Annotated in this window: 14 protein-coding genes; 11 read left to right on the top strand and 3 right to left on the bottom strand. The window is 59.8% G+C overall.

Features of this window, described 5'->3' with window-relative positions; genetic code table 11:
- Window positions 1-451: 451 nt before the first annotated feature.
- Window positions 452-979 carry a hypothetical protein gene (locus H3T88_RS00840; protein ID WP_198203232.1) on the top strand — a complete coding sequence of 176 codons (528 nt, stop codon included), beginning with the start codon at window positions 452-454 and terminating at the stop codon, window positions 977-979.
- 393 nt (window positions 980-1,372) lie between these two features.
- Window positions 1,373-2,296 (top strand): aldo/keto reductase, encoded by a 924-nt coding sequence (locus H3T88_RS00835; protein ID WP_232347046.1) that lies wholly within the window; start codon window positions 1,373-1,375, stop codon window positions 2,294-2,296.
- Between the two features lie 823 nt (window positions 2,297-3,119).
- Here the strand turns inward: H3T88_RS00835 and H3T88_RS00830 are convergent.
- Window positions 3,120-4,124, bottom strand: a complete 1,005-nt coding sequence (locus H3T88_RS00830) for a LacI family DNA-binding transcriptional regulator (protein ID WP_198203230.1) — start codon at window positions 4,122-4,124, stop codon at window positions 3,120-3,122.
- Between the two features lie 192 nt (window positions 4,125-4,316).
- Between H3T88_RS00830 and H3T88_RS00825 the strand changes: the two genes are divergently transcribed.
- Window positions 4,317-8,042 carry a glycosyl hydrolase 115 family protein gene (locus tag H3T88_RS00825; RefSeq protein WP_198203229.1) on the top strand — a complete coding sequence of 1,242 codons (3,726 nt, stop codon included), beginning with the start codon at window positions 4,317-4,319 and terminating at the stop codon, window positions 8,040-8,042.
- A 51-nt stretch (window positions 8,043-8,093) separates the two neighbouring features.
- Here H3T88_RS00825 and H3T88_RS00820 read toward each other — a convergent pair whose 3' ends face one another.
- The gene (locus H3T88_RS00820) at window positions 8,094-11,999 is read right to left on the bottom strand and encodes an LPXTG cell wall anchor domain-containing protein (protein WP_198203228.1); all 3,906 of its coding nucleotides are present in this window, start codon (window positions 11,997-11,999) and stop codon (window positions 8,094-8,096) included.
- Window positions 12,000-12,156: 157 nt separating this feature from the next.
- On the opposite strand from H3T88_RS00820, the gene H3T88_RS00815 reads away from it, so the two are divergent.
- The 4 genes from H3T88_RS00815 to H3T88_RS00800 all read left to right on the top strand — a co-directional run bounded on the left by H3T88_RS00815 (window position 12,157) and on the right by H3T88_RS00800 (window position 14,723).
- Window positions 12,157-12,648 (top strand): inorganic diphosphatase, encoded by a 492-nt coding sequence (locus H3T88_RS00815; protein WP_015022497.1) that lies wholly within the window; start codon window positions 12,157-12,159, stop codon window positions 12,646-12,648.
- A 150-nt stretch (window positions 12,649-12,798) separates the two neighbouring features.
- Window positions 12,799-13,245 (top strand): DUF3290 family protein, encoded by a 447-nt coding sequence (locus tag H3T88_RS00810; RefSeq protein ID WP_015022498.1) that lies wholly within the window; start codon window positions 12,799-12,801, stop codon window positions 13,243-13,245.
- Between the two features lie 3 nt (window positions 13,246-13,248).
- Window positions 13,249-13,893: a DUF421 domain-containing protein gene (locus tag H3T88_RS00805; RefSeq protein ID WP_015022499.1), complete on the top strand. Its 645-nt coding sequence runs from the start codon at window positions 13,249-13,251 to the stop codon at window positions 13,891-13,893.
- 266 nt (window positions 13,894-14,159) lie between these two features.
- A complete protein-coding gene (locus H3T88_RS00800; protein ID WP_015022500.1) occupies window positions 14,160-14,723 on the top strand; it encodes a manganese efflux pump MntP in 564 nt (187 codons plus the stop codon).
- Window position 14,724: 1 nt separating this feature from the next.
- Here the strand turns inward: H3T88_RS00800 and H3T88_RS00795 are convergent, their stop codons facing one another.
- On the bottom strand, window positions 14,725-15,387 hold the full coding sequence (locus H3T88_RS00795) for a hypothetical protein (protein ID WP_198203227.1): 663 nt from the start codon (window positions 15,385-15,387) through the stop codon (window positions 14,725-14,727).
- Between the two features lie 163 nt (window positions 15,388-15,550).
- Between H3T88_RS00795 and H3T88_RS00790 the strand changes: the two genes are divergently transcribed.
- The 4 genes from H3T88_RS00790 to valS all read left to right on the top strand — a co-directional run bounded on the left by H3T88_RS00790 (window position 15,551) and on the right by valS (window position 21,443).
- Window positions 15,551-16,381, top strand: coding sequence for a winged helix-turn-helix transcriptional regulator (locus H3T88_RS00790; RefSeq protein ID WP_198203226.1), 831 nt, complete (start codon window positions 15,551-15,553; stop codon window positions 16,379-16,381).
- A 61-nt stretch (window positions 16,382-16,442) separates the two neighbouring features.
- Entirely contained in the window at window positions 16,443-17,090 is a 648-nt protein-coding gene (nth, locus tag H3T88_RS00785) for an endonuclease III (protein ID WP_198203518.1), read from the top strand.
- A 10-nt stretch (window positions 17,091-17,100) separates the two neighbouring features.
- Entirely contained in the window at window positions 17,101-18,657 is a 1,557-nt protein-coding gene (locus H3T88_RS00780) for an ABC transporter substrate-binding protein (protein WP_198203225.1), read from the top strand.
- Between the two features lie 44 nt (window positions 18,658-18,701).
- Complete coding sequence (gene valS / locus H3T88_RS00775) at window positions 18,702-21,443, top strand: valine--tRNA ligase (RefSeq protein WP_198203224.1); 2,742 nt, start codon at window positions 18,702-18,704, stop codon at window positions 21,441-21,443.
- The last annotated feature ends 175 nt before the right edge of the window (window positions 21,444-21,618 follow it).

The raw sequence follows: 21,618 nt of genomic DNA, 5'->3' as shown, positions 1-21,618 counted from the left end.
CATCCTGAAAGAGCAGCATATGCTTTCGCGAGTCTGGCATGCTGGACCATCTACATAGGTAGAGCTTTAGGAGTTTTCTTCGCTCTAGCCTTTTTGATATTGACTGATCGCGTGACTGCTGAGCTGATCTTTAATTTCGAAGCGGTTTTTCCTATAAAACCACTTCTTGATAGATGCACATCTTTACTTAAATCGCTATCAAGATCACCTGAGCGTCGGAAATACGCATCGAACCCATGGTTGATGGATAATTAACCCTAGACGAAAACAGCAGTAGTTTATTCCAGCTTAATAATATAAATATTCAGACACCGTTATCATGCGTTCCCGAGCGATATAGATAGGATATAATTGAATTGGCAGCGTTGCACCATCACGATGATTCATAGTGATGCTACAAAAGCACTCCAATGAATGCAGTAAATCATAATGGTAAAGAAGGGGCAAAGCGATGCAACTACTCTCCGTCGATGCACAAGTGGAAATAAATGTGCCACCCATTAATCAGCCTTATACAAAGCCGTCGCTTGCTATCGATTTCATGACTGAAAACAAAGAGGCCGACAAGTTAATTACGAATGAATCACCACTTTATGATTCTGGTATGTGTGATGTAGCTTGGCGAATACATGGTCCGGCTAAAAACGAGACATGTTTTGTGCTGTTCCCAGGAAAGGACAATACAGTTTGTTCCTCCACTTCCAATAATCCCGATACTTCTAAAACCAGCTATTTCATTAGTCAGTCTCTTCCCTATTTGGATACAATTGCAGAAAGCAGAGTGCACTTATTCTCTTATTATGTCTGTCCTGAAAATCATCATATCTATTGGTTATACCGTGGGATCTATACCCTGGTGAAGGAATTCAAATCCACTCTGTCCATTGACCAGAGTACTTCCTCGCTTAATGGAACTAAGCTATCCATAAGCGGGAACATTCCCGTATATCTGTCTTTATGGTCAAGGGCTATTGAATGATGCAGCAATGACCGAAGCACTGTAGAAGTTCAACGATGTACTTCCATTACTTTTTTTAACGTGCATTTTGAAAAGCTGGCTTGAACTTTAATGGAAGTACATCAACATGGTTGATATCAATAATGCACAAATGTAATTTTCAAATTGAACTGGCTCAGAGCGCATCAGAGTAGGCTTCAGCGTCCATCAAGCATAGAACATCTTCCGCTCAGTGATTTAAACACCGCGACTATCACGTAAGTAGACTTCCACCGACTCGAACTTGCTAGCATGATTGCACCCGCACCAAGGAAGGCCTAGGGGGCTCATCATGCAATACACACAACTGGGTAAAACGGGCATCAATATATCGAAAATCTGCGTGGGATGCATGAGCTTCGGCAACCAGGCACCATGCACGACTGGACACTCGACGAGGAAGGAACCGACGCGGTCGTTGCGCACGCACTGGATCTGGGCATCACCTTCTTCGATACAGCCAACGGTTACTCCGCCGGGACCAGTGAGGAATATCTGGGGAAGACGCTGAGAAAGCATACAAGCCGCGACCGGGTGGTCATTGCATCCAAGGTCTATTTCAATGAGGGGCGACTTTCATCCAAGGCCATCCATCGGGAGATTGATGGGACGCTCAAACGGCTGGGCACCGACTACCTGGACCTCTACATCATCCACAGGTTCGACTATGAAACGCCAATCGAGGAGACCATGGAAGCGCTGAACGATCTGGTCCAGGTCGGCAAGGTGCGAGCGCTGGGCGCCTCGGCCATGTATGCCAGCCAATTTCAGGACATGCAGAAAGTCGCCCAAGACAACCGCTGGACCCTCTTCAGCGCCATGGAGAACCACTACAATTTGCTCTACCGGGAGGACGAGAAGGACTTGATCCCCTTCTGCAGAAAGACGGGCGTCTCACTCATGCCTTACAGCCCTCTGGCTGCCGGCCATCTGACACGGCCCACCTGGACCGCCGACACCCTGCGCAGCGCCACCGACAAGGTCTCGCGTGGCAAGTACGACCGGGCCGAAAACAATGACCTGGCCATCATCGGCCGCGTGCAAAAAGTGGCAGAACGACACAATGTTCCTATGGCCCGGGTAGCCATAGCCTGGCAGTGGGCCAAAGGCGTTGCCTCACCAATCATCGGAGCCACCAAGGCCCGGCATCTTGACGACGCAGCGGCTGCGCTGGATTTGGAGCTCACGCCTGAGGAGATCGCATCCATGGAGGAGCCCTACCTGCCGCACGAAACCGTGGGAGCCATCGATAGCAATCCGCCCCAGGGTGTAGTACTGCTGGACGCGGAAGAGAATTGACACCACCAACCACCACCTCCACCCACGCGTCAGGACTTTCTGCAGCAGACACTCCGAGGCCGACTTCCCCAGTCGTGCGGAGGTCAGAAGCACTGCAGAACTGACATCAGTAGGCCAAGCACGGGACGGATGCCCCGCTGAGGGATCGTCCACCTCAACCGTTGGATGCTTTCAGTGAGGTACCAACAGCTCAATCATTTGCTTACTTGAGGGTTCACTTTGTGTGGTACTCGTCGTAGGCCTCCTGCTCCAACCTGATGTTCTGGTTTAGATAGGCTTTCTCGGGGGGGGGGGGGTATCCAGGTACTGATCCCAGTCGGAGCTCGCCTCCTGCCAGTTGTTCGACAGCCGCACTCCTTCTCGGCCCACACAGGCAAGGCCTTCCTTCTTAAGCATCCTCTAGGTCAGAGGGTGCTTAGCCACAAAACGACTGCAGGCATCACCATCGCCCACAAGGACCAGCAACGATGAGCAGAGCATATTCACCATGCTCTGCCAACGGCGCCGACGCCTGCGAAAGTGCTGATCCCACCGGAACCGGAATGAGCCGCAATCTCCGCCCAATGCATCCTTGTGCAGTGGTCATGAAATGCACCTTCTCCATTGAGTGGGATATGCAGACGTTGAAAGGAATGACCTCGTCCACACCGGAAACCGGACCAGACAGCCTGCGGCCCTAATTCCTAGCGACCACTCCGACACTGGCCATGGTAAGAGAAAGTTTGTTAAACAAAAAAGTTGCTAAAAGTTAGAGGGCGAAAGCTTCGCCTGTGTCAGTGAGATCTGGATTGTACGACCTTCGGAAATCTGCTGACGAACGGCCTTACAAGGGCATTCTGGTAGAGGCGCGCTGAACCAGTGTGCCCTTGACGCATTCGATACCTTGGTGACCTCGGCCGTCCAGCATATCAGCCAGGCAGCTGGCCGCCCTGGTGCCGATGGACTTCAGATTCAGATCGACGCTGGTCAGCGGAGGACGCGAGTTGCCGACAATGACCGTCCGATTATCAACCCCGACCACCGATACCCTATCCGGCACGGAAACATGCCGATCATGCAGAATATCCAGGCACCCCCGGGCTATCTCGTCGTTGCCGCAAGCCACCCCGTCGAAGTCGACTCCCTCATCCAGCAAGCTAATCATGGTGCGGCGTCCGGTCTCTTCGTTCCAGCCCCCATACCGAACGGTACGCACGGCAGCCAAACCACGGCTATCCAGTTCGGCCATCTCGCCCTTAAGTCGCCTGATCGAGGACTGGAAGGCTGGATCGCCGGCGATCAGCACGATTTTTTTGGATCCTCCCTCGACCAGATGCCGGACCATAAGCCGCCCGATATCCTCGTTGTCGGTGACGACCGAGCAGTCATGGGGATCCAAGGACGCCTGGTTGGCATAGACAACCGGCACCGGGCAACTGGTCAGCGCAGGCCGTGGATCGGTGCGCCACCCGACCATCAGCAGACCTTTGACGCCATAGGCCAGCAGATTATCTATATGGTGCTGTTCAAGAGCCGGGTCTCTGCCGGCGTTGCAGAGAAAAACAGGAATGGACTCGACCCCGAAGTAGCTTTCCGCGCCGATCAGGATAGGCATGGAGAACTGACCGTCCAGGTCCGAAGTGACCAGGCCCACCGATTTGGGCAGGCTGGGAGGCTGGGACTGTTTCTGACGCTCATTGAGCGAAAAGGAGAGCTCCGCCGCGGCCTTGAACACCTTGGCCCTTGTCGGGCCGCTGACCTGTGCGCTGTTGCGCAGCGCCTTGGAGGCTGTGGACACCGCAACCCCCGCCTTGGCAGCCACGTCGGCCAGCGTCACTTTCTTGCTCATCGAATCGCCTCCCGGATCTGCTGGACTGCGAGCATCTCCAACTATGGTAATTGAAAGAGACGGCTATCGAGTCCTTCCAGTCCGATCTATTTTTCTACCATTGAAAATTTTCCTAATCTGGTGCTAGCCTTTGGGTGTCCGAACACAGGCGGCAAAGCATCCGCCCGGTAAACAGACAATTGGAGCGCCACTATGGTCACCCTGTTTCATCCCCAGCCCGGAACCATCCCAGTGACCGCCGGATCGGGAGCAGTCCTGGCCGACTCAGGGGTCCGGCCAAATTGGCTGCTGGAGCATGGTGAGGATTCGGCCGTGCAGATTGCGACCGGCAACCTGATGCGGGATTTTGCGGCCGTGACAGGCCGTACCCAGAGGCGGGCTAATCTGATCGATGAGGGCAGCCCGACCATTTGCTTGGGTACTCTAGGCCATTCCAGCTGGATCAATTCAGCCGTCCGCAACGACCAGCTCGATCTTACCCCGCTCGAAGACCCCCAAGGGGAGTATCGCTGGGAAGGCTTCACCTTGCAGGTCGTCGACGGCACACTTTATGTTGTCGGAACCGACCGGCGCGGAACCATCTACGGAATCTACGCCCTTAGCCGGGCCATTGGCATCTCACCCCTGCACTGGTGGGGAAACGTGCCAGTCCGTCACCATGAACGGATATGCCTGCCCGGCGACCTGCGCGTCTTCGACTGGCCCTCTGTCAAATACCGGGGCTTCTTCATCAACGACGAGGAGGAGCTGGACGACTGGGCCCGCCTGCACACCCCGGATGGAACCATCGGACCAACGACCTACGAAAAGGTCTTTGACCTGATCCTACGGCTGGGCGGCAACTATCTGTGGCCGGCCATGCACGTCAACGCCTTCAATGCCGACCCGCGCAACGGCAGGCTTGCCCAGAGCATGGGGGTCGTCATCGGGAGCAGTCACTGCGACATGCTTCTACGGAGCAACCAGCATGAGTGGGACCCCTGGGTGGCCTCGCAGGGCGGACATGTGGACTATGACTATTCGCTGCCTGGACGCAACCGGGACATGATTCGGCGCTACTGGTCGCAGAGCGTGGATATGAACCGGAACTACGAGGTCACCTGGACCCTGGGCATGCGCGGCATTCACGACACGGGCCTGACCACGCGCGCCATCGACGAGGATCCGAACCTGGACCAGAAGGACCGCCTGCAAGCGCGGGTCGATCTGCTCGGTCGGGTCATTCACGACCAGAGGGACATCCTGCATCAGCACCTGGGCCGGCCACCACAGAATGTCCCCCAGCTCTTCATTCCCTATAAAGAGGTGCTGCCCCTCTACGACGCGGGCCTGGACCTGCCCGAAGACGTGACCATCATGTGGGTCAACGACAACTACGGGTATATGCGCCGCTTCCCTAATCAAGCCGAACGGGCACGCAGCGGAGGCAATGGGGTCTACTACCACAGCTCCTACTGGGCGCCGCCGAGGACCAGCTACCGCTGCACTTCATCCACCCCCCTGACTCTGATGAACGACCAGCTGGGTAAGTGCTGGAATCGGGGCATCCGCCGGGTGTGGGTGGATAATCTGGGGGCCATCAAGCGATTGGAGTTGGAGGGATCCTACTTCCTCCATCTGGCCTGGAATGCAGACAAGGATCACCACAGTCTGTCGGCCCGGGACTTCGTAGCCTCTTGGTTCGACCAGACCTTCGCCGACAAGCGCGGCTCTGAGGCTGCCGACCTGTGCATGAGCTACTACCGGATCAACAATCAGACCAAAATCGAACACCTGCACGAGGACTCCTTCACCCAGACAGGCTACGACGACGAGGCCGGCGGCCGCCTGGCAGCCTTACGGGAGCTGGCTGAGCGCTCACACAATCTTGGCAGGAGCATGAAGCCAGAGTTTCGTGAAGCATACCGATCGCTGGTTGACCTGAAGATCGCCATGGCCTACTACGTGAACGCCCAGTTCTACCATGCGGACCGCAGCCGCCTCGAGGCCGCCCGAGGCGCCTTGCCGGCCGCCGACAGGCAGATGAGAATCTCTCATCTCTTCCAGGGGATGATCCGGGCTCTGCTCCATTGGTACAACAGGGAGCTGGCGCAAGGCGATTGGGACGGCATTCTCACTCCTAACAGGTTCCCTCCTCCTACGCTGCCTCAGTACCCGGCTTGCAGACCGGTGAAGGTCCAACCGGACCAGGGGCTGATCCTTACGCCACAGGGAGCAGAGGAGAGCCTTAAGGTCCCCGGCAACAACAATCACGCCAGGCTGGTCTTTGATCCCTACGGCATCTTCGACCAGTGGTTTGACCTGGACCTTATGGGCAGCTCTGCACAGGAAGTGCGCATCTGCGCCGATCAGGACTGGATCCGCCTGCCAGAGGAGGAGCGGGTCGTCAAGGACGAGTGGCGAATCCATGTACAGGTCGATAACGCCTCAACCCGTGCTGGTCGTCAGGGTACGCTGACCATCTTCACCCGCCCCTGTAATCCGGAGGCAACCGAAAAAGCCTGGTCGACGCCGATCAGGGTCGATGTTCTAGTAGGCAAGGATCCTCGCCTCGAAGAAGGATTCACCGGCTACGTCGAGGCAGATGGCCACATCAGCATGGACCCCTCACGAGGACACGCTAATTCCGACCTTACGAAGGCCACCACTTGGCTGGCGACCCAAGACCTTGGGCGTTTCGGCTCGGACCTGATGCAGACCAGGGGCTGGAGCGACCCGGATTCAGGAAGCGGGGCCTGTCTGAGTCTGGACTTCTGGCTGAAGACCCCCGGCCGCCACCATCTAGAGGTTCACCGGATGCCCACCCTGAACTCACGTGGGCGAATACGCCTGCGTGTCAGCCTGGATGGCAACCGAGGCGAAATCCTGGAATCGCCCACCACTGACGAATTCCGTGGCAACTGGCAGGAGACCATCGTATACAACGCCGAGCAACTAACCATGATCCTGCCTTATTTGGAGGCAGGACCCCACCAGCTGCAACTTATTGCCGTGGACGACTCCTTCGGCATCGACAAAGTCGTGATCAACACCGGTCGGGAACGGCCCAGCCGGCTGGGACCGGCCTTCAGTACCTGGGTGGCAGATGGCCGGACCTCCAAAGGGGCTGATAACGGAAACTCTCACACATCTCACATAGACATAGATCAGACCAGCAATCAGATTACAGACCATCAGCCAACGCCCACGACCGATGCCTTGGACCGCCCCCTGCGGAACCTGGCCATCGAGGACTACGGAATCGATCCGGGTCATACCCCGGACGAACCTGTACCCTACTTTGACCGGGACTACTGGCTTCACGGCGGTTTGTATACGCGACCGAAGCTGGTCTGGCCCGCCGGACACCAGCACGAGCAGAAGCTCAGCCAGAACAATGACGCCAGCAAGACTTCAGAGCGCATCTACCTTGAGACCGCCGATTGCCTAAGACAGGACGAAAACGCCTGGCTGTCACAGGATGGGCCACAGAATGGCAAGCCTCGGAAGGGCTGCTGGGTACCCACCGACGCCCCCATTTACAGCGGCCGGGGCCTGGCCATGCGGGCCGAACCAAGGCAACAACTCTGGCCCGATCCTGGTCGGGCTCCCGGCATGAACCTGGCCTTCCGGGTTGGCAGGCCAGGCAACTATGGAATCTGGCTCCTGGCCCAGTTCGCCTCGGATCTGGAGGACTCCTGCCATTTGATTCTGGACGGCCAGCCGTTGGCCCCTGCCCAACTCTTCCCCCGAGGGGGAAGACTGATGACCTTTGCCACCGAGCATGTCTGGGGATGGTCGGAGATGACCGCCGTCCAGCTGACCGGCGGTCGGCACGTCCTGACTTTGGAGCCGGAACGGGCCGGCATGCGCATCGCACGTGTCTACCTGGCCTGTGACGGATCACGGCCGCCCTTGGATGGGCAGTGGCCCCGTTAGAAAGACGACAGACCAGTGGACACGTGTGGGCTGGAAACCTGAGGTCAACGGTCATCGCCGTCCCTTAGGGCTCTTGGACACCCGCCTGACCAGGCCGGAGAGAAGCGAGCCGATCATGACTGCCGCTGCAAGGATGGCCAGAGGAAGAGCCACTGCTGCCCCGGTTTTGGGCAACGCTTCCTCCAGTGCGTTCCAATCGTCGCTATTTGAACGGACAGCCCGATCCGAGCACAACAGACGGCCGTCGACCATCACGCCCTGGGAATTTGGCTGTAGAGAAGCCCTGTCGGCATCTTCCCGCTCAGGAAGGGCCGCCGCATCATCTACTGGACAAGGCACCAAAGGACTGCCGATGACACGGGCCCTGTCGGTGTGCCGACCTGATATGCCCGTCACCGTAGCATGCACGTCCACAGACTGGCCGGGACGGAGCATAAGGGTTGACCAATTGTCTGGATAGCGGACCCCGGTGACCCGTCCCCGACCCACAACTGTCTGATCTTCCAAATGCAGTTGGCGAGCCAGGAAAACAGCTCCCGTCCCATCGCCGGGATCCCGTGGCGAATCATTGGTGATCCGGAAGACAATGGGAACGTCATCACGAGTCCGGAGGGCCTGTTCCGGCTGATCCCGATCACCCTTGGGCATACCGCCAGCCTGATCAAACTTCTCAATGTGTAGAGCCGGTGTCATATCGGGCGTTCCGGTCCAGACCGTGTTGGAGACCAGGGTCTTGTCCTGATAGAACTCAGTGAATCGGTTCTCATGACGTTCCACCTTCTTCAGCCGTCTGCATTGCAGGTAGGCCCTCCAGCCGACCGGACGGTCACCTGAAGCGCTGACCAGGGCCAGATACCGTGGTGTAGCCTCCACTTTGACCAGACCTGCAGGGTCTTCAGTCATCGTAAACAAGGGGCCACCATGGATATCTGCGGACATATCCGAACCAGCCATGATCCGTCCATGATGAATCAGGATGCGCCCATTCTCGTAGAGGTCCTGGGTGGCGTAGACGGCCCAATGGCCAGTAAACCGATCCACCGTGGGATCTAGCCGATCCTCGATCCGCCATGTCTTCACCTGTGGATAGGCACGTCCGGCCGGCAGCAGACTGGAGTCCAGACGATAAAGGAAGAGTCGGTCACGATAGATGCTGCCGCCATGTGCACTTCCCCCGCCCACAGCGACTACCACATCCTTGGCGGGATTGAGCGGCTTGACCGGATTGGCGACCACGTTGGTCGCTTTGTGCAGGTCGTTGACGATCTGGGTCGCCTGGTTACGCACCACGTGACCGGGTTCTGCCCGGATGACCGTGTAGGGCAGGACCAGATCGTAGGTACGACCCAGCAGCCCTTGGTCAATAGCCGGCTCTCTGAGGGGATTATGGCCTCGGTCAGCGGCATAGGCAGCCAGATCCGCAGGCTGGGGATCCCCTTTGAGAGTCTCGCCTGTAGCAGGAACATAGGTATCCACGGTTTTGGCGAAGACGAGGACAATACCATCAGCCACCTGAATATTGAAAGCCTTGGTGTAATCGCGACCGTCGGAGCCCAGAACCTCGATGCTCTTGGGATCGATATCCAGATGACGAGCGTCGTAGGCATCCGTCATGCCCAGCCGCCAGACCGGATAGGCGGTATCTTTGCGGCGGGCGTCAAGACTGATTCGATAAACTCCACGGTCGCCCACGAAGAGCACCTTGCCGTCGATGCTGATGCCTGGATCATGCGCGCTGACATCGCTCTTTGAAGGATGGAAGTCGGCGGGCGGATTGCTTACCTGGTTGGAGGGGGTCAGTGAATTGTTCAGCGCCAACACCCAATGATTGTCCACCTGATGATCCGTTGGAGCCTTGGGATCAACCCTGCCTTCGAAGCGCAGACGGATTCTGGGGTTGCTCCCGGCACGCCACTGGCTGATACGGGCGGAGTCGGTAATGGTCACCCGCAGGCCATGGTCCTTGTCCTTCCACTTTGTGGCATATCCGGTCTTGGCGATGACATCGCCACTCTGCAGGTCAGTCACCTCAAGGGTCTGTTTGTCAGGCAAAAACCAGCGGTCATATACATCCGTCAGAATGATTGATTTGACAGGATAAGCCAGACTGTCAGGCAGACTGGGCTGGGTATCCAGCTGATACTCCAGCCGCTGACCAGGGAAGACCACCTTGCCGTCAACGCTGGCCTGCTCCCCGCCCTGGCCAGCCTCAGAGATGACATCCTTACGCACCGGCGGCAGGTATCCACAGATGCCTGGCTTATTGGTCTGTACACTCTGCGTGTTGACCGTTTGGGAGCCCGAGTTGGTCAGAGCCCCGCCCTGGTTGCCATGGCCGTCCGGCGCCTTGCAGAAGGTCAGCTCCTGATCAGGTGTTCCGCCCAGGTCATTGCGGACCTGGGACGCACCACCGCCATTGGCAAAGCGAACCGTGAACGGTACCAGCATGGTGACCTGCATGGGGTCCTCCATCCCCTTGAGACCGTTCAACCACCCGCTCTTGGCCTGAGCCCGCGCCCGAGTGCCGCTCACGCTGACTTGGAAACGGTCGGTCACGTCCCTGCCCATGGCCACGATGTCTCCGACGCTGCTGTGGCGGTAGTGCCCGTCTGCATCAGCCCTGGCTTTGGCAACGAATATGCGAATTGCCCCAGCCCCGTCCTGATCAACCAGATAATCGGCGGCACTCCAGTCGTCAGTCAGGGCGAAAACCTTAGGAGCCTCGACCAGATGGGCTTCGACAGTGGCGTTGACCACCGACCCCACCCGGTCGCCGTCCAAAAAGACATGTCCGTCAGCACCAGTCTTGTTACTCCATTGGGGGTCTACGACGCTCTTCCACACCCCCGTGGCGGCATCCCGCAGGATCCAGGATTTGTCCGGCTTGGGCCTCCAGGTGGGTGTACGACGCTCCGGGGTCGACTGGTCAACCTGCCGGGCAGCGCCCTTCCAATGGACTGCACCCTGGTCCAGAATCAGTCCGGTCTCCGGTTGCTCGACAGTCACGTCCAGCTGCCACGCCCAGCGATGTTCCTCAGGCAGAGCCCCACCCTTCCAGGTGGCTGTGGCCCGTTCCCCGGGCGGCCTATCCCCTTCGGCGGTGTTGAAAACGAATTTGTCGGTCAGGTCTTCGCCGCTGGTCTGGTCCCTGACATGCTGACCACTGATACGGTACTGCTTGCCCTGAGGATCGAAGACATCACTAAAAGTCAGTTCGCGCCCACCCCGACCGGTTCCAGTGACGATATGGGTGCGATTGGTCATCCCATCCGCGCTAGTGCCACGACCTACTTGCTTATCGGGTGGATCCGGTGGCAGATCGGCCGGCTTGGGCTCGTAGTCGTTGAGCATGATCACCACCAGGGAGATGCCCTTCTCGTTGCCTGCATACTCGTCAGCGAACTTGTCCAGATTGTCGTTGGACTGATCCCAGAAGGAGTCGCTGGTCCGATAGGTCACTCCACGGTTGCTGAAGGTGGTGTTGGCCACCTGGCTGCGCCAGTTGTCCATCCAATACTTGTGAATAGCCACGGAGATTCCGTCAAAGATACGTTGGGATCCACGGTAGGTGGCAACCACTCCCACGCCGGTCACCCGACAGTGACCCTGTCCGGATTGGTCGGCGTGGGCCTCATTAAAGCGCGCCTGACAGTTGCCATTGGCCTCGTCTAGAGCCTGCCGCTTGACCCGGGCCGTATTGGCATTGCCCTTGTCCACAACCCCCAACTGGGAGAACGCCTTGTCGATGCTGCCTATCGCATAGCCGCCAAAGGCGCCTTGTTCGTCATCCTTGTAGGCCCAACCCTGCCAGATCTGAATGTTTTCGTCGCCCGGGGCCACTGGTCTGCCGCCGGCATGGCCTGATCCTCCCCCAGCTATGGCAGGAGTCGCCGGACCGGCAAGGGCCGCCAAGGCAGCCAGAGCCGTCAACAGGCCGATCCATCTATGCTTGTTCATACTCGTCCTCACTCTTCGCCCGCTCCATGCCTTGAGTATGAATGGCCGCAGGGCATATGGGTGCGCGAGCGAGCGACTGTGGTCGAATGTGCTGCGGGACGGTTATGCTGTGTATGAGACATACCTATGCCGTCCAGACCGAAAAGGAGACAGGACAATGGCAGAGACATTCGACGTGCTGGTAGAGATTCCCCGGGGCTCCCGCAACAAGTACGAGATGGACCACGACAGCGGCCATATCAGGCTGGACCGCACACTCTTCACCTCCATGGGCTACCCCGACGACTACGGGTACATCGACGGCACCCTGGGCGAGGACGGGGATCCCTTGGACGCCCTGGTGATGATTCCCGATTCGGTCTTCCCGGGTTGCATCGTCGAATGCCGCGCCGTGGGCCTCTACCACATGGTCGACGAGGCCGGCGGGGATGATAAGGTCCTCTGCGTGCCCGCCGACGTTCGCTTCGATGCCATCAAGGACATCGACGACGTCTCCGACTTCCACAAGCAGGAAATCAAGCACTTCTTCGAGCAATACAAGGCTCTGGAGCCAGGCAAGGAGGTCATGCCCGGGGACTACTGGACCAACGCCGAGGCTGCCGAGACCCAGATCAAGGCTGCACGCGAGCGCTTGGCCGCCCAGCACTGACCTCTCAAGAACGACCACCGGTCATAACCACCCCGGCAAGGGACCAATCGAGCGCCTGAACCGGGGTTTTGCATGCCCAAATCCTCCCAAAACGCATCCGGCCGTCTACGATTGCGAATTGCGGGTGCGCGCGCAAGGGCAGGAGCGGCTATGACTTTCTATACGTACCAATATCTCAAGGGTGGACAGACCAACTGGACCATGATCAGAATCATCGTGGTCGTCGTTCTGGCCCTGGCCTTCCTTTTCTTCCTGTTCATGTACTCCCGCCACCGCTGGAACCACAAGTACAAGGATCTGTCCATCATCCTGGCCACCCTGCTCCTCTTGGCTGCGGCCATCCAGTACAGCGACTACACCAATCTGCGTACGGCCAGCCTGCAGAGCGGACAGCTGACCACGGTCATCGACAAATCCGCCGCCAAGCTCAAGGTCAATCCTGAGCAGATCAGCATCAACGACACTTCGCGCAACAACGACATGATCATCAAGACCCCCAAGGGCTACTACACCCTGGTATTCAACAGCTCCGGCTCCGAATTCCTGCTGCAGCGTGCCGATCTGTACCACCCAGACATCACCGTGATCGGAGAGTGACCCATGGATATCAATTTCTACGTCAACGTGGCCCTGAAGCTGATCGTCGGACTGCTCTTCATCACCCTGCTCATCAACGTGACCGGCAAGGGGAACCTGGCACCCACCTCTCCCATGGACCAGTTGCAGAACTACGTCCTGGGCGGCATCATCGGCGGGGTCATCTACAGCGACAGCATCTCCATGGCCCAGTACATTGTCATCCTGCTGATATGGGCGGCACTGATTCTCATCACCAGGTATGCCAAGACCCACATCCACGCCGTGGGCAAGTACATCGACGGCGAACCGGTCACCATCATCAAGAACGGCAAACTGCTGGTCCAGAACTGTCTCAAGGTCAACCTGACCGCCAAGGAGGTGGACTTCAAACTGCGCACCAAGGGCATCAACGACATCCGCGACGTCAAGCGGGGCATCGTTGAGCAGAACGGCAGTCTGACCATCATCTCCGAAGGCGACAAGGACGTGCGCTATCCGGTGGTCATGGACGGACGGGTCAATCCCGACGTTCTTGACACCATGGGACGGGACGAGGACTGGCTCGACGGGCAGCTGGCCAAGCAGGGCATACACAAGGTCAGCGATGTGTACATGGCCCGATACCAGAACGGCGAGTTCTACGCCGTCACCTACCAGGACAAGTAGCGCCATCCATGCAGCAGGAGGCAGCCTGACGGTGACTATGGCTCATTAACGGGCCGATTCAATAGTTTGCCATGCTTGATTGTTCCGGCGCTGGCAGGTAAAATCCATGTCCATATTGTTATGGCGTAGCATGTGAACGGCATTCAACGAATTCAAAGCCGACTCCAATCGGCAGTTCCGCGCTCGACGCTTCCGAGGCGTAGGCGGGTTTGAGGAGACCTGGTCGAGGCCCATCCCACCGGGGATGAACCCTTTCAAGGAATGCCGTGTTCTTAAGACTGTTGTTTATCGCTTTAGGTGTATCTTCTGACGCTTTCGCTGTCTCCATCAGCAAGGGACTGTCCGTGGACAGACTGCGGGCGCGCCATCATTGGCTGGTGGGACTTTGGTTCGGCGGATTCCAGACTCTGCTGCCCCTGCTGGGATACTTCGCCGCCTCCATGCTGCAGGACTCTCTGGCCGCCGTGGATCACTGGATTATCTTCGGCATCCTTTCAGCCATCGGAGTCAACATGATCCGAGAGGGCGTCTACGGCGAGGAAGAGGAATCGAACAGCGAGGAGAGCTTCTCCTGGCGGCTGATGCTCCCTGCAGCCATCGCCACCAGCATTGACTCATTCGGTGTGGGCGCAGGCCTGGCCCTGCTGGGTATCAACATCTGGCTGTCCGCACTGGTCATCGGACTGGTGACGGCTGCGGCCTCCATTCTGGGGCTGCGCATCGGATACGCTGTCGGGTCCCGCTGGCGCAAGCCTGCAAGAATCGCCGGCGGCATCATTCTGATCGTCATGGGCATCCAGATTCTTCTGGATCATCTGATGAATGCCTGACTCAGAACGTCGTGAGCAAGACCATGGCAGCCAGAACCACAATGGATCCGGCCAGAAGAACCGACATGAGCGCCAGGCCAATGGCTCCACGCCGATCAGCTGCCTCTTGTGCCCAGCGATGGCCCGAGGTCATGAGCCCGATCAGCAGCAGCAAGGCCACAAACACCACCAGGATCGGCATCAGGTCAGGGTGCAGGCCTCCAATCAACTCTGGCAGGAAGACCCATCCCGAGGCGGCGACGGCGGTCACCCCGCCCATGGCGGTTGCAGAAATACCACGGATGACCATCCGTCGGTCCCGACGCAGCATCTGCCGGACGAACATGAACACGGCCAGGAGGGCCAGCAGGAATGCCGCAGTCGACAGCCAGGCCCAAAGGGCACCAGGCCCCTGCACAACCAGGGTCGGCACCAGGCAGGCCAAGGCAAGCAGGCCGGACACGGCTCGGTCAGGACCGGATCGGATGCCCCGGCCCACCAAGGGCCAAGAGGCCAACAGGGCCAGGACCAGCACCAGAACCAGAACAGCCAGCACCCATCGAGCGACCCGGGGCTCAATCAGCAAACCCGTCACCACGCCCGGCAGAACCAGGGCCGCCAGGGCCAGCAGCTGCGTCAGAGCGGGTGCGTGCCCATCCCGGGTTTCTTTTACGGTCTGCGCCATGGGTCCTCCTGCCTGTCCCCGTCGGGGAGCCATACGTCACATCCTAGGGCAAGGCCATCCTGTGAACTCGGAGCCCTTGTGACGGGCCGATTGTACAATGATGACGACTGTTCAACGAATCCACCCCCGCTATGGACGAACGGACAGGGAAGAAGGTACCCCCGTGACGGATCTGACCTTGATGACCTGCGCCGAGGACCCGGCATCGGTTCTGCCAGCCTTGGCCCTGCTCTCCCATCGAGTGCGCGTTCTGCCCCTGGATGCCGCCTCCCTGGTAAGAATGCCGGAGGATACGGTGCTGCTGATTGATGCCAGCGACGACCTGGCCGAGGCCAAGACCCTTTGCAGCCTGACCCGAGCCTCGGGCCTGTCCACACCCATCATCCTGATTCTGAGCGAAGGCGGCTTCACCGTGGTCAATGCCGGCTGGGGCGTGGCCGATATTATCATTCAGTCCGCATCCCCCGCGGAGGTCGAGGCCCGGCTACGTCTGGTCTGCCAGCGTGTGACACCGACACGCAAGCCGGATGTCCAGCCAGAAGAGGTGGAGAACCAGGTGCCCACCGGTCAGGTCCGCTCGGGTGACCTGGTTGTGGACACCGAGAGCTACACGGCCCGGATCCACGGTCAGCCCATCAACCTGGCCTACAAGGAGTTCGAGCTGCTCAAATACCTGGTTCAGCATCCAGGCAGGGTCTTCACCAGAGCCCAGCTCCTCCAGGAGGTCTGGGGCTATGACTACTACGGCGGCACCAGAACGGTGGATGTGCACGTGCGGCGGCTCAGGGCCAAGCTGGGCAGTGAGTACGAGCACCTGATCGGCACGGTCCGCAACGTGGGCTACCGGTTCGATCCGCCCTCGTCGGCACGGACGGCCTCAGTCCCCAAGCCCGAGCCGGACGCCGAGACCGGCACAGATCCAGTCGAGCAAAAGGACAGCCAGTCGGAACAATCCCAGGATTCCCAGAAGAAGAAAACCAATCATAGTGACTGATGCATCATCAAATCGAAAGCGCCCTCAGGGCAGGGAAAGCAAGGCCCGACGCCTGGCCCGCATGCACGAGGAGTACCGCATCCTCTGCCAGGTCTTTCCCGAGGCGGTCTGCGCCCTGCACTTCCGCAACCCCTTCGAATTGCTGGTTGCCACGGTCCTGAGCGCCCAGACGACCGACAAGCGGGTCAACTCGGTGACCCCCGAACTCTTCGAGCGCTACCCCGACCCCGCGACCATGGCCCAGGCCCAGCCTGCCGAACTGGAGGCCATCATCCACCCGGTGGGCTTCTACCATGCCAAGGCCCGCCACCTCTTGGGGCTCTCCCTGATGCTGACCGAAGACTACGGCGGCGAGGTCCCCCAGACCATGGAGGAGCTGACCAGCCTGCCCGGCGTGGGGCGCAAGACGGCCAACGTGGTCCTGGGCAACGCCTTCAACATTCCCGGATTTCCGGTGGACACCCACGTCACCCGGGTCACCGGACGCCTGCGCTGGCGAACCGACTGGCGAAGCGCCCACCCCGATCCGGTAAAGATCGAGCATGAGATCTGCGATTGCTTCCCGCCCGAGGACTGGACCAATCTGTCACACAGGCTGATCCTCCACGGCCGGGCCACCTGCCACGCCCGCAAGCCCGACTGTCTCCACTGCCCCCTGGCCGAAACATGTCCCAGCGCCGAGCTCCTGGCCGGACCGGCCTCTCGGTAGAATCAAGATCATGGCACACGGCAGACACAAACAGATCAAATCCGGAGTCATCTTTCTCCTGGTACTGGCGGTCCTGACCGCGGGCACCTACATAGCCTGGCCACTGGTGACAGGACAAGGGGGTTGGCAGCTGCCCTGGGCCCAGGGCGGTTCGGGCCAAATCGTGCGCATCCGCGCCCGTCATGCCCCTGTATCCCTGGATATTCGTACCGAACCCGGACACGCCACCGACCAGGCCCTGATGGGCAACGTCTACCAGACCCTGACCAGGCCTGATGCAAAAGGTCGGCCGACGCCCGGCCTGGCTCAGAACTGGGAGGTCTCCGCAAACGGGCTGCTCTATACCTTTCATCTGCGCGATGACGCCCGTTTCGCTGACGGACGCCGCCTGACCTCGGAGGATGCCCTCTGGTCCCTGCAGCAAATCATCGACCACCAGTACCAGGGCCATCGGGACCTGGACGGACTGGCCAGAGTCACCAACCCCGATGATGCCACACTGGTGATCGGCCTGAAGAGCCCGAACGCCAGACTGCTGACCGCCCTGAGCGGTCGGGCGGGCATAGTCTACGACCGCCAGGCCCGGGTAAACTATTCCACTCGATCAGCTGGTTCAGGCCCCTACCAGGTGGATGACTGGCAGCCGGGCACCAGCCTGACCCTGACCGCCAACAAGTCCTACCGAGGCCCGGACAAGGCCGCTATTCGCAAGGTGATCTTCAGCTACACCGGCGGCCCCGAGCGGACCATCAAGGATTTGGACCAGGGACGCCTGGACGCTGTGGTGGACATGGACCCGGCCACCGCCGACCAGGCCCGCAAAACATCCTCAGCCAAGGGACGCAAGGCACCGACCGCCACGCCCAGCACAGACAATGTGGTCCTGGCCTTCAACAACGAGGCATCCAGCCTGCTGTCCGACCAGCATGTGCGCGAGGCCGTCCGCTATGCCCTGGACCGCCAGGCGCTGGCCGATCTGGAAGGCGGCGAAGCCAAAGCTCTGGGCGGGCCGCTCAACCCGCTGAGCCCCGGCTATGATCCCGGTCTGCAGGCCTTCCCCTTCGACCGAACCCAGGCGGCCCGTCGAACCTCTTACTACGCCCAGTCCTACTATCACGGTGGTCTGCGCCTGGTCTACCCCCAGGAATTCGGTAGCCAGGCGGGCGATCTAATCCGCACGCAACTGAAGGCGGTGGGCATCCCCAGCCAGGTCTCCATGGTGGACCAGGTTGCATTCCGCGACCAGGTGCTCAACCACCACGACTATGACATGGCCCTGCTGGTCATGGACAATGATGAAATCGACCGCTTCGCCGACCCCGCCTCCACCATGCTCTTCGACAACGTCGATATTCAGAATTCCTGGAAGCAGGTGACGGACTGCACCGACCAGAACACCTATGCCGAGCGACTGCGGGCCTTTGCCCGACAGGTCAGCGACCTCTCCCCCAGCGACTGGCTTTATCAGCGTATGCCCCTGGTCCTCACCGCCCCTCGCCTCCAGGGCATGCCCAGCTCTCTGTTGGATCGCTACCTGCCCCTGTGGAACCTGCGCGTCCAGGGGTAAGGAGGCCGGTGCCCCTTGTCACTGTTCGTCCATAAAATGCTGGTATGTCTGCTGAACACCAAGGAATCGTCAATGCCCATCTGACCCCCCTGCCCGACAGGGTGGGCGTGGATGGCCTGGAGGAAAAGTGGTGCCGCGACTGGGATGAGTCCGGCGTCTATCGCTTCCGCAACACCCGCGAGCGCTCCGGCGTCTACTCCATCGATACCCCGCCGCCCACGGTCTCCGGGCATTTGCATGTGGGACACGTCTTCTCATATACCCATACCGACGTGATCGCCCGGTTCAAGCGGATGCAGGGCTATGACGTCTTCTACCCCATGGGCTGGGACGACAACGGCCTGCCCACCGAGCGGCGGGTCCAGAACTATTACGGGGTTCGCGTGGATACCTCGCTCAAGTATGATCCGGACTTCAAACCCCCCTTCCACGGGACCAAGGGCAGGAAGATCAGCGCCAAGGACCAGGTGCCGGTCTCTCGGCAGAATTTCATCGAACTTTGCGAGGAACTGACCGCCGAGGACGAGAAGCTCTTCGAACAGCTCTGGCGGTCGCTGGGCCTGTCGGTGGACTGGTCGCAGACCTACCACACCATCGGCGAGCATCCCCGCCGGGTGGCGCAGAAGGCTTTCCTGCGGAACCTGGCCCGGGGCGAGGCCTACCAGAAGGAGGCCCCCGGGCTCTGGGACGTGACCTTCCAGACTGCCGTTGCCCAGGCCGAGCTGGAGTCGCGCGAGTACGACGGCTTCTACCATCGTGTGGCCTTCCGGTTTGCGGACGGCACGCCAATATACATCGAGACCACCAGGCCTGAGCTGCTGGCGGCCTGCGGCGCCCTGATCGCCCATCCGGACGACAAGCGCTACCAGAAGTACTTCGGGCAGAAGGTCTACTCCCCCCTGTTCAAGGTGGAAGTGCCCATTCTGGCCCACCCCGCCGCAGAAATGGACAAAGGCGCTGGCATCGCCATGTGTTGCACCTTCGGCGACGTGACCGACGTGCAGTGGTGGCGGGATCTGAACCTGCCCACCAGGTCCATCATCCAGCGCAATGGACGAATCGTCATGGACGTGCCGAACTGGATCACCGATGAAGGCGGACGTCGAATCTTCGAGCAGACCGAGGGCAAGACCACATTCTCAGCCCGCAAGATCATCGTGGACGCCCTGCGCGAGTCCGGCGACCTGGACGGCGAGCCCAAGCCCACCAAGCGCATGACCAACTTCTACGAGAAGGGTGACAAGCCCCTGGAGATCGTCACCTCCCGTCAGTGGTACCTGCGCAATGGCGGCACCGACCAGAAACTGAACAAGGAGCTGCTGGAGCGCGGCAAGGAGCTCAACTTCCACCCGGACTTCATGCGGGTGCGCTACAACAACTGGGTCGAAGGACTCAACGGCGACTGGCTGATCTCCCGCCAGCGCTTCTTCGGAGTCCCCTTCCCTCTCTGGTATCCGGTCAAGGAGAACGGCGAGACCGACTACGCCCATCCCATCACCCCGGCCGAGGACAGGCTCCCCATCGACCCCAGCAGCGACGTACCCGAGGGCTTCGAAGAGTCACAACGCGACCAGCCCGGCGGCTTCACGGCCGAGAAGGACATCATGGATACCTGGGCCACCAGTTCCCTGACCCCCCAGATTGTGACCCACTGGGCCGAGCCGGGCGAGCAGGACCAGGCCCTCTTTAAGGCCACCTTCCCCATGGATCTGCGTCCCCAGGGCCAGGACATCATCCGCACCTGGCTCTTCAGCTCCATGGATCGCGCCTACCTGGAGAACGGCTGCCTACCCTGGAGCGACACCACCCTGTCGGGGTGGATCCTGGACCCGGACCATAAGAAGATGAGCAAGTCCAAGGGCAATGTGGTGGTGCCGGACGAACCCATCAAGAAGTATGGCGCCGATGCCGTGCGCTACTGGGCATCCTGCGCCCGGCTGGGTCTGGACGCCACCTACGATGAGGGGCAGATGAAGATCGGCCGCCGCCTGGCCGTCAAGCTTCTCAACGCCGTCAAGTTCGCCCTGGCCATCGGGCGGGAGGATGAGAATCATAAGGTCACTCAGGCAGCGGAGGCCACCTGGAACCCCGCTGACGTCACGGTCCCACTGGACCGGGCGGTCCTGGCCGGCCTTGCCCAGGTGATCGACCAGGCCACCAAGGCCCTGGAATCATACGAGCACTCCAAGGCCCTGGAGGTGACGGAGTCCTTCTTCTGGGACTTCTGCGACAACTACATCGAACTGGCCAAGAACCGAGCCTACGGAACTGCGGATGCCACCGGCAGGACCCCTGATGAGGCCCAGGTGCTCAGCGCCCGCACGACCCTGGGACTGGTCCTGGACGCTCTCGACCGTCTCCTGGCCCCCTTCCTGCCTTTCGCCACCGAGGAGGCATGGCAGTGGATGCACCAGGGAGACGGATCGGTTCACCGGGCCTCCTGGCCACGTTCGGAATCCTACCGGGCAGCTGCCCAGGGCCAGGATCCAGCTCTTTTGGCCTGGGCAGGCATGGCCTTGGCATCACTGCGGCGGATCAAGTCCGAGGCCAAGGTCTCCATGAAGACCCCCATCCTCTCCGCATCCTTGAGCGTGGCGCCGGAGGGCCTGGAAGCCGTCAAGGCCGCCCTGGACGATATAGCGGAAGCAGGCAGGGTCACCGGAGATCTGGATCTGGTCGAGGAGCCCGCTCAGTCCGAGGCGGCGCGAGCCGGCGAGGATGAAGCGGGCATCCGGGTGACCGCCAGCCAGCTGGGCGAGCCCCCCGCCAAGAAGCCTCGCAAGTAGGCTTCACAATTCCCAATGCAACCGGGGCGGTTCAGCCATAGGCACCGCCCCGGTTTTTTATCGGCGTCACTGGTGACAAGGCCGTTATCAGTGCAACCATCGTGGCAATCCGCAATGCCAATCGAACCTTCGGCGCTCATGCAAAAAGTGCAGCCTCCACAATCAACGGCATGGC

This window comes from Bifidobacterium sp. W8110, from assembly GCF_016101375.1.
In the GTDB taxonomy this organism is placed as follows: Bacteria; Actinomycetota; Actinomycetes; order Actinomycetales; family Bifidobacteriaceae; genus Bombiscardovia; species Bombiscardovia asteroides.
Note: the sequence above shows the minus strand (reverse complement) of the source record. Positions and strands in the feature narration are given on the sequence as shown.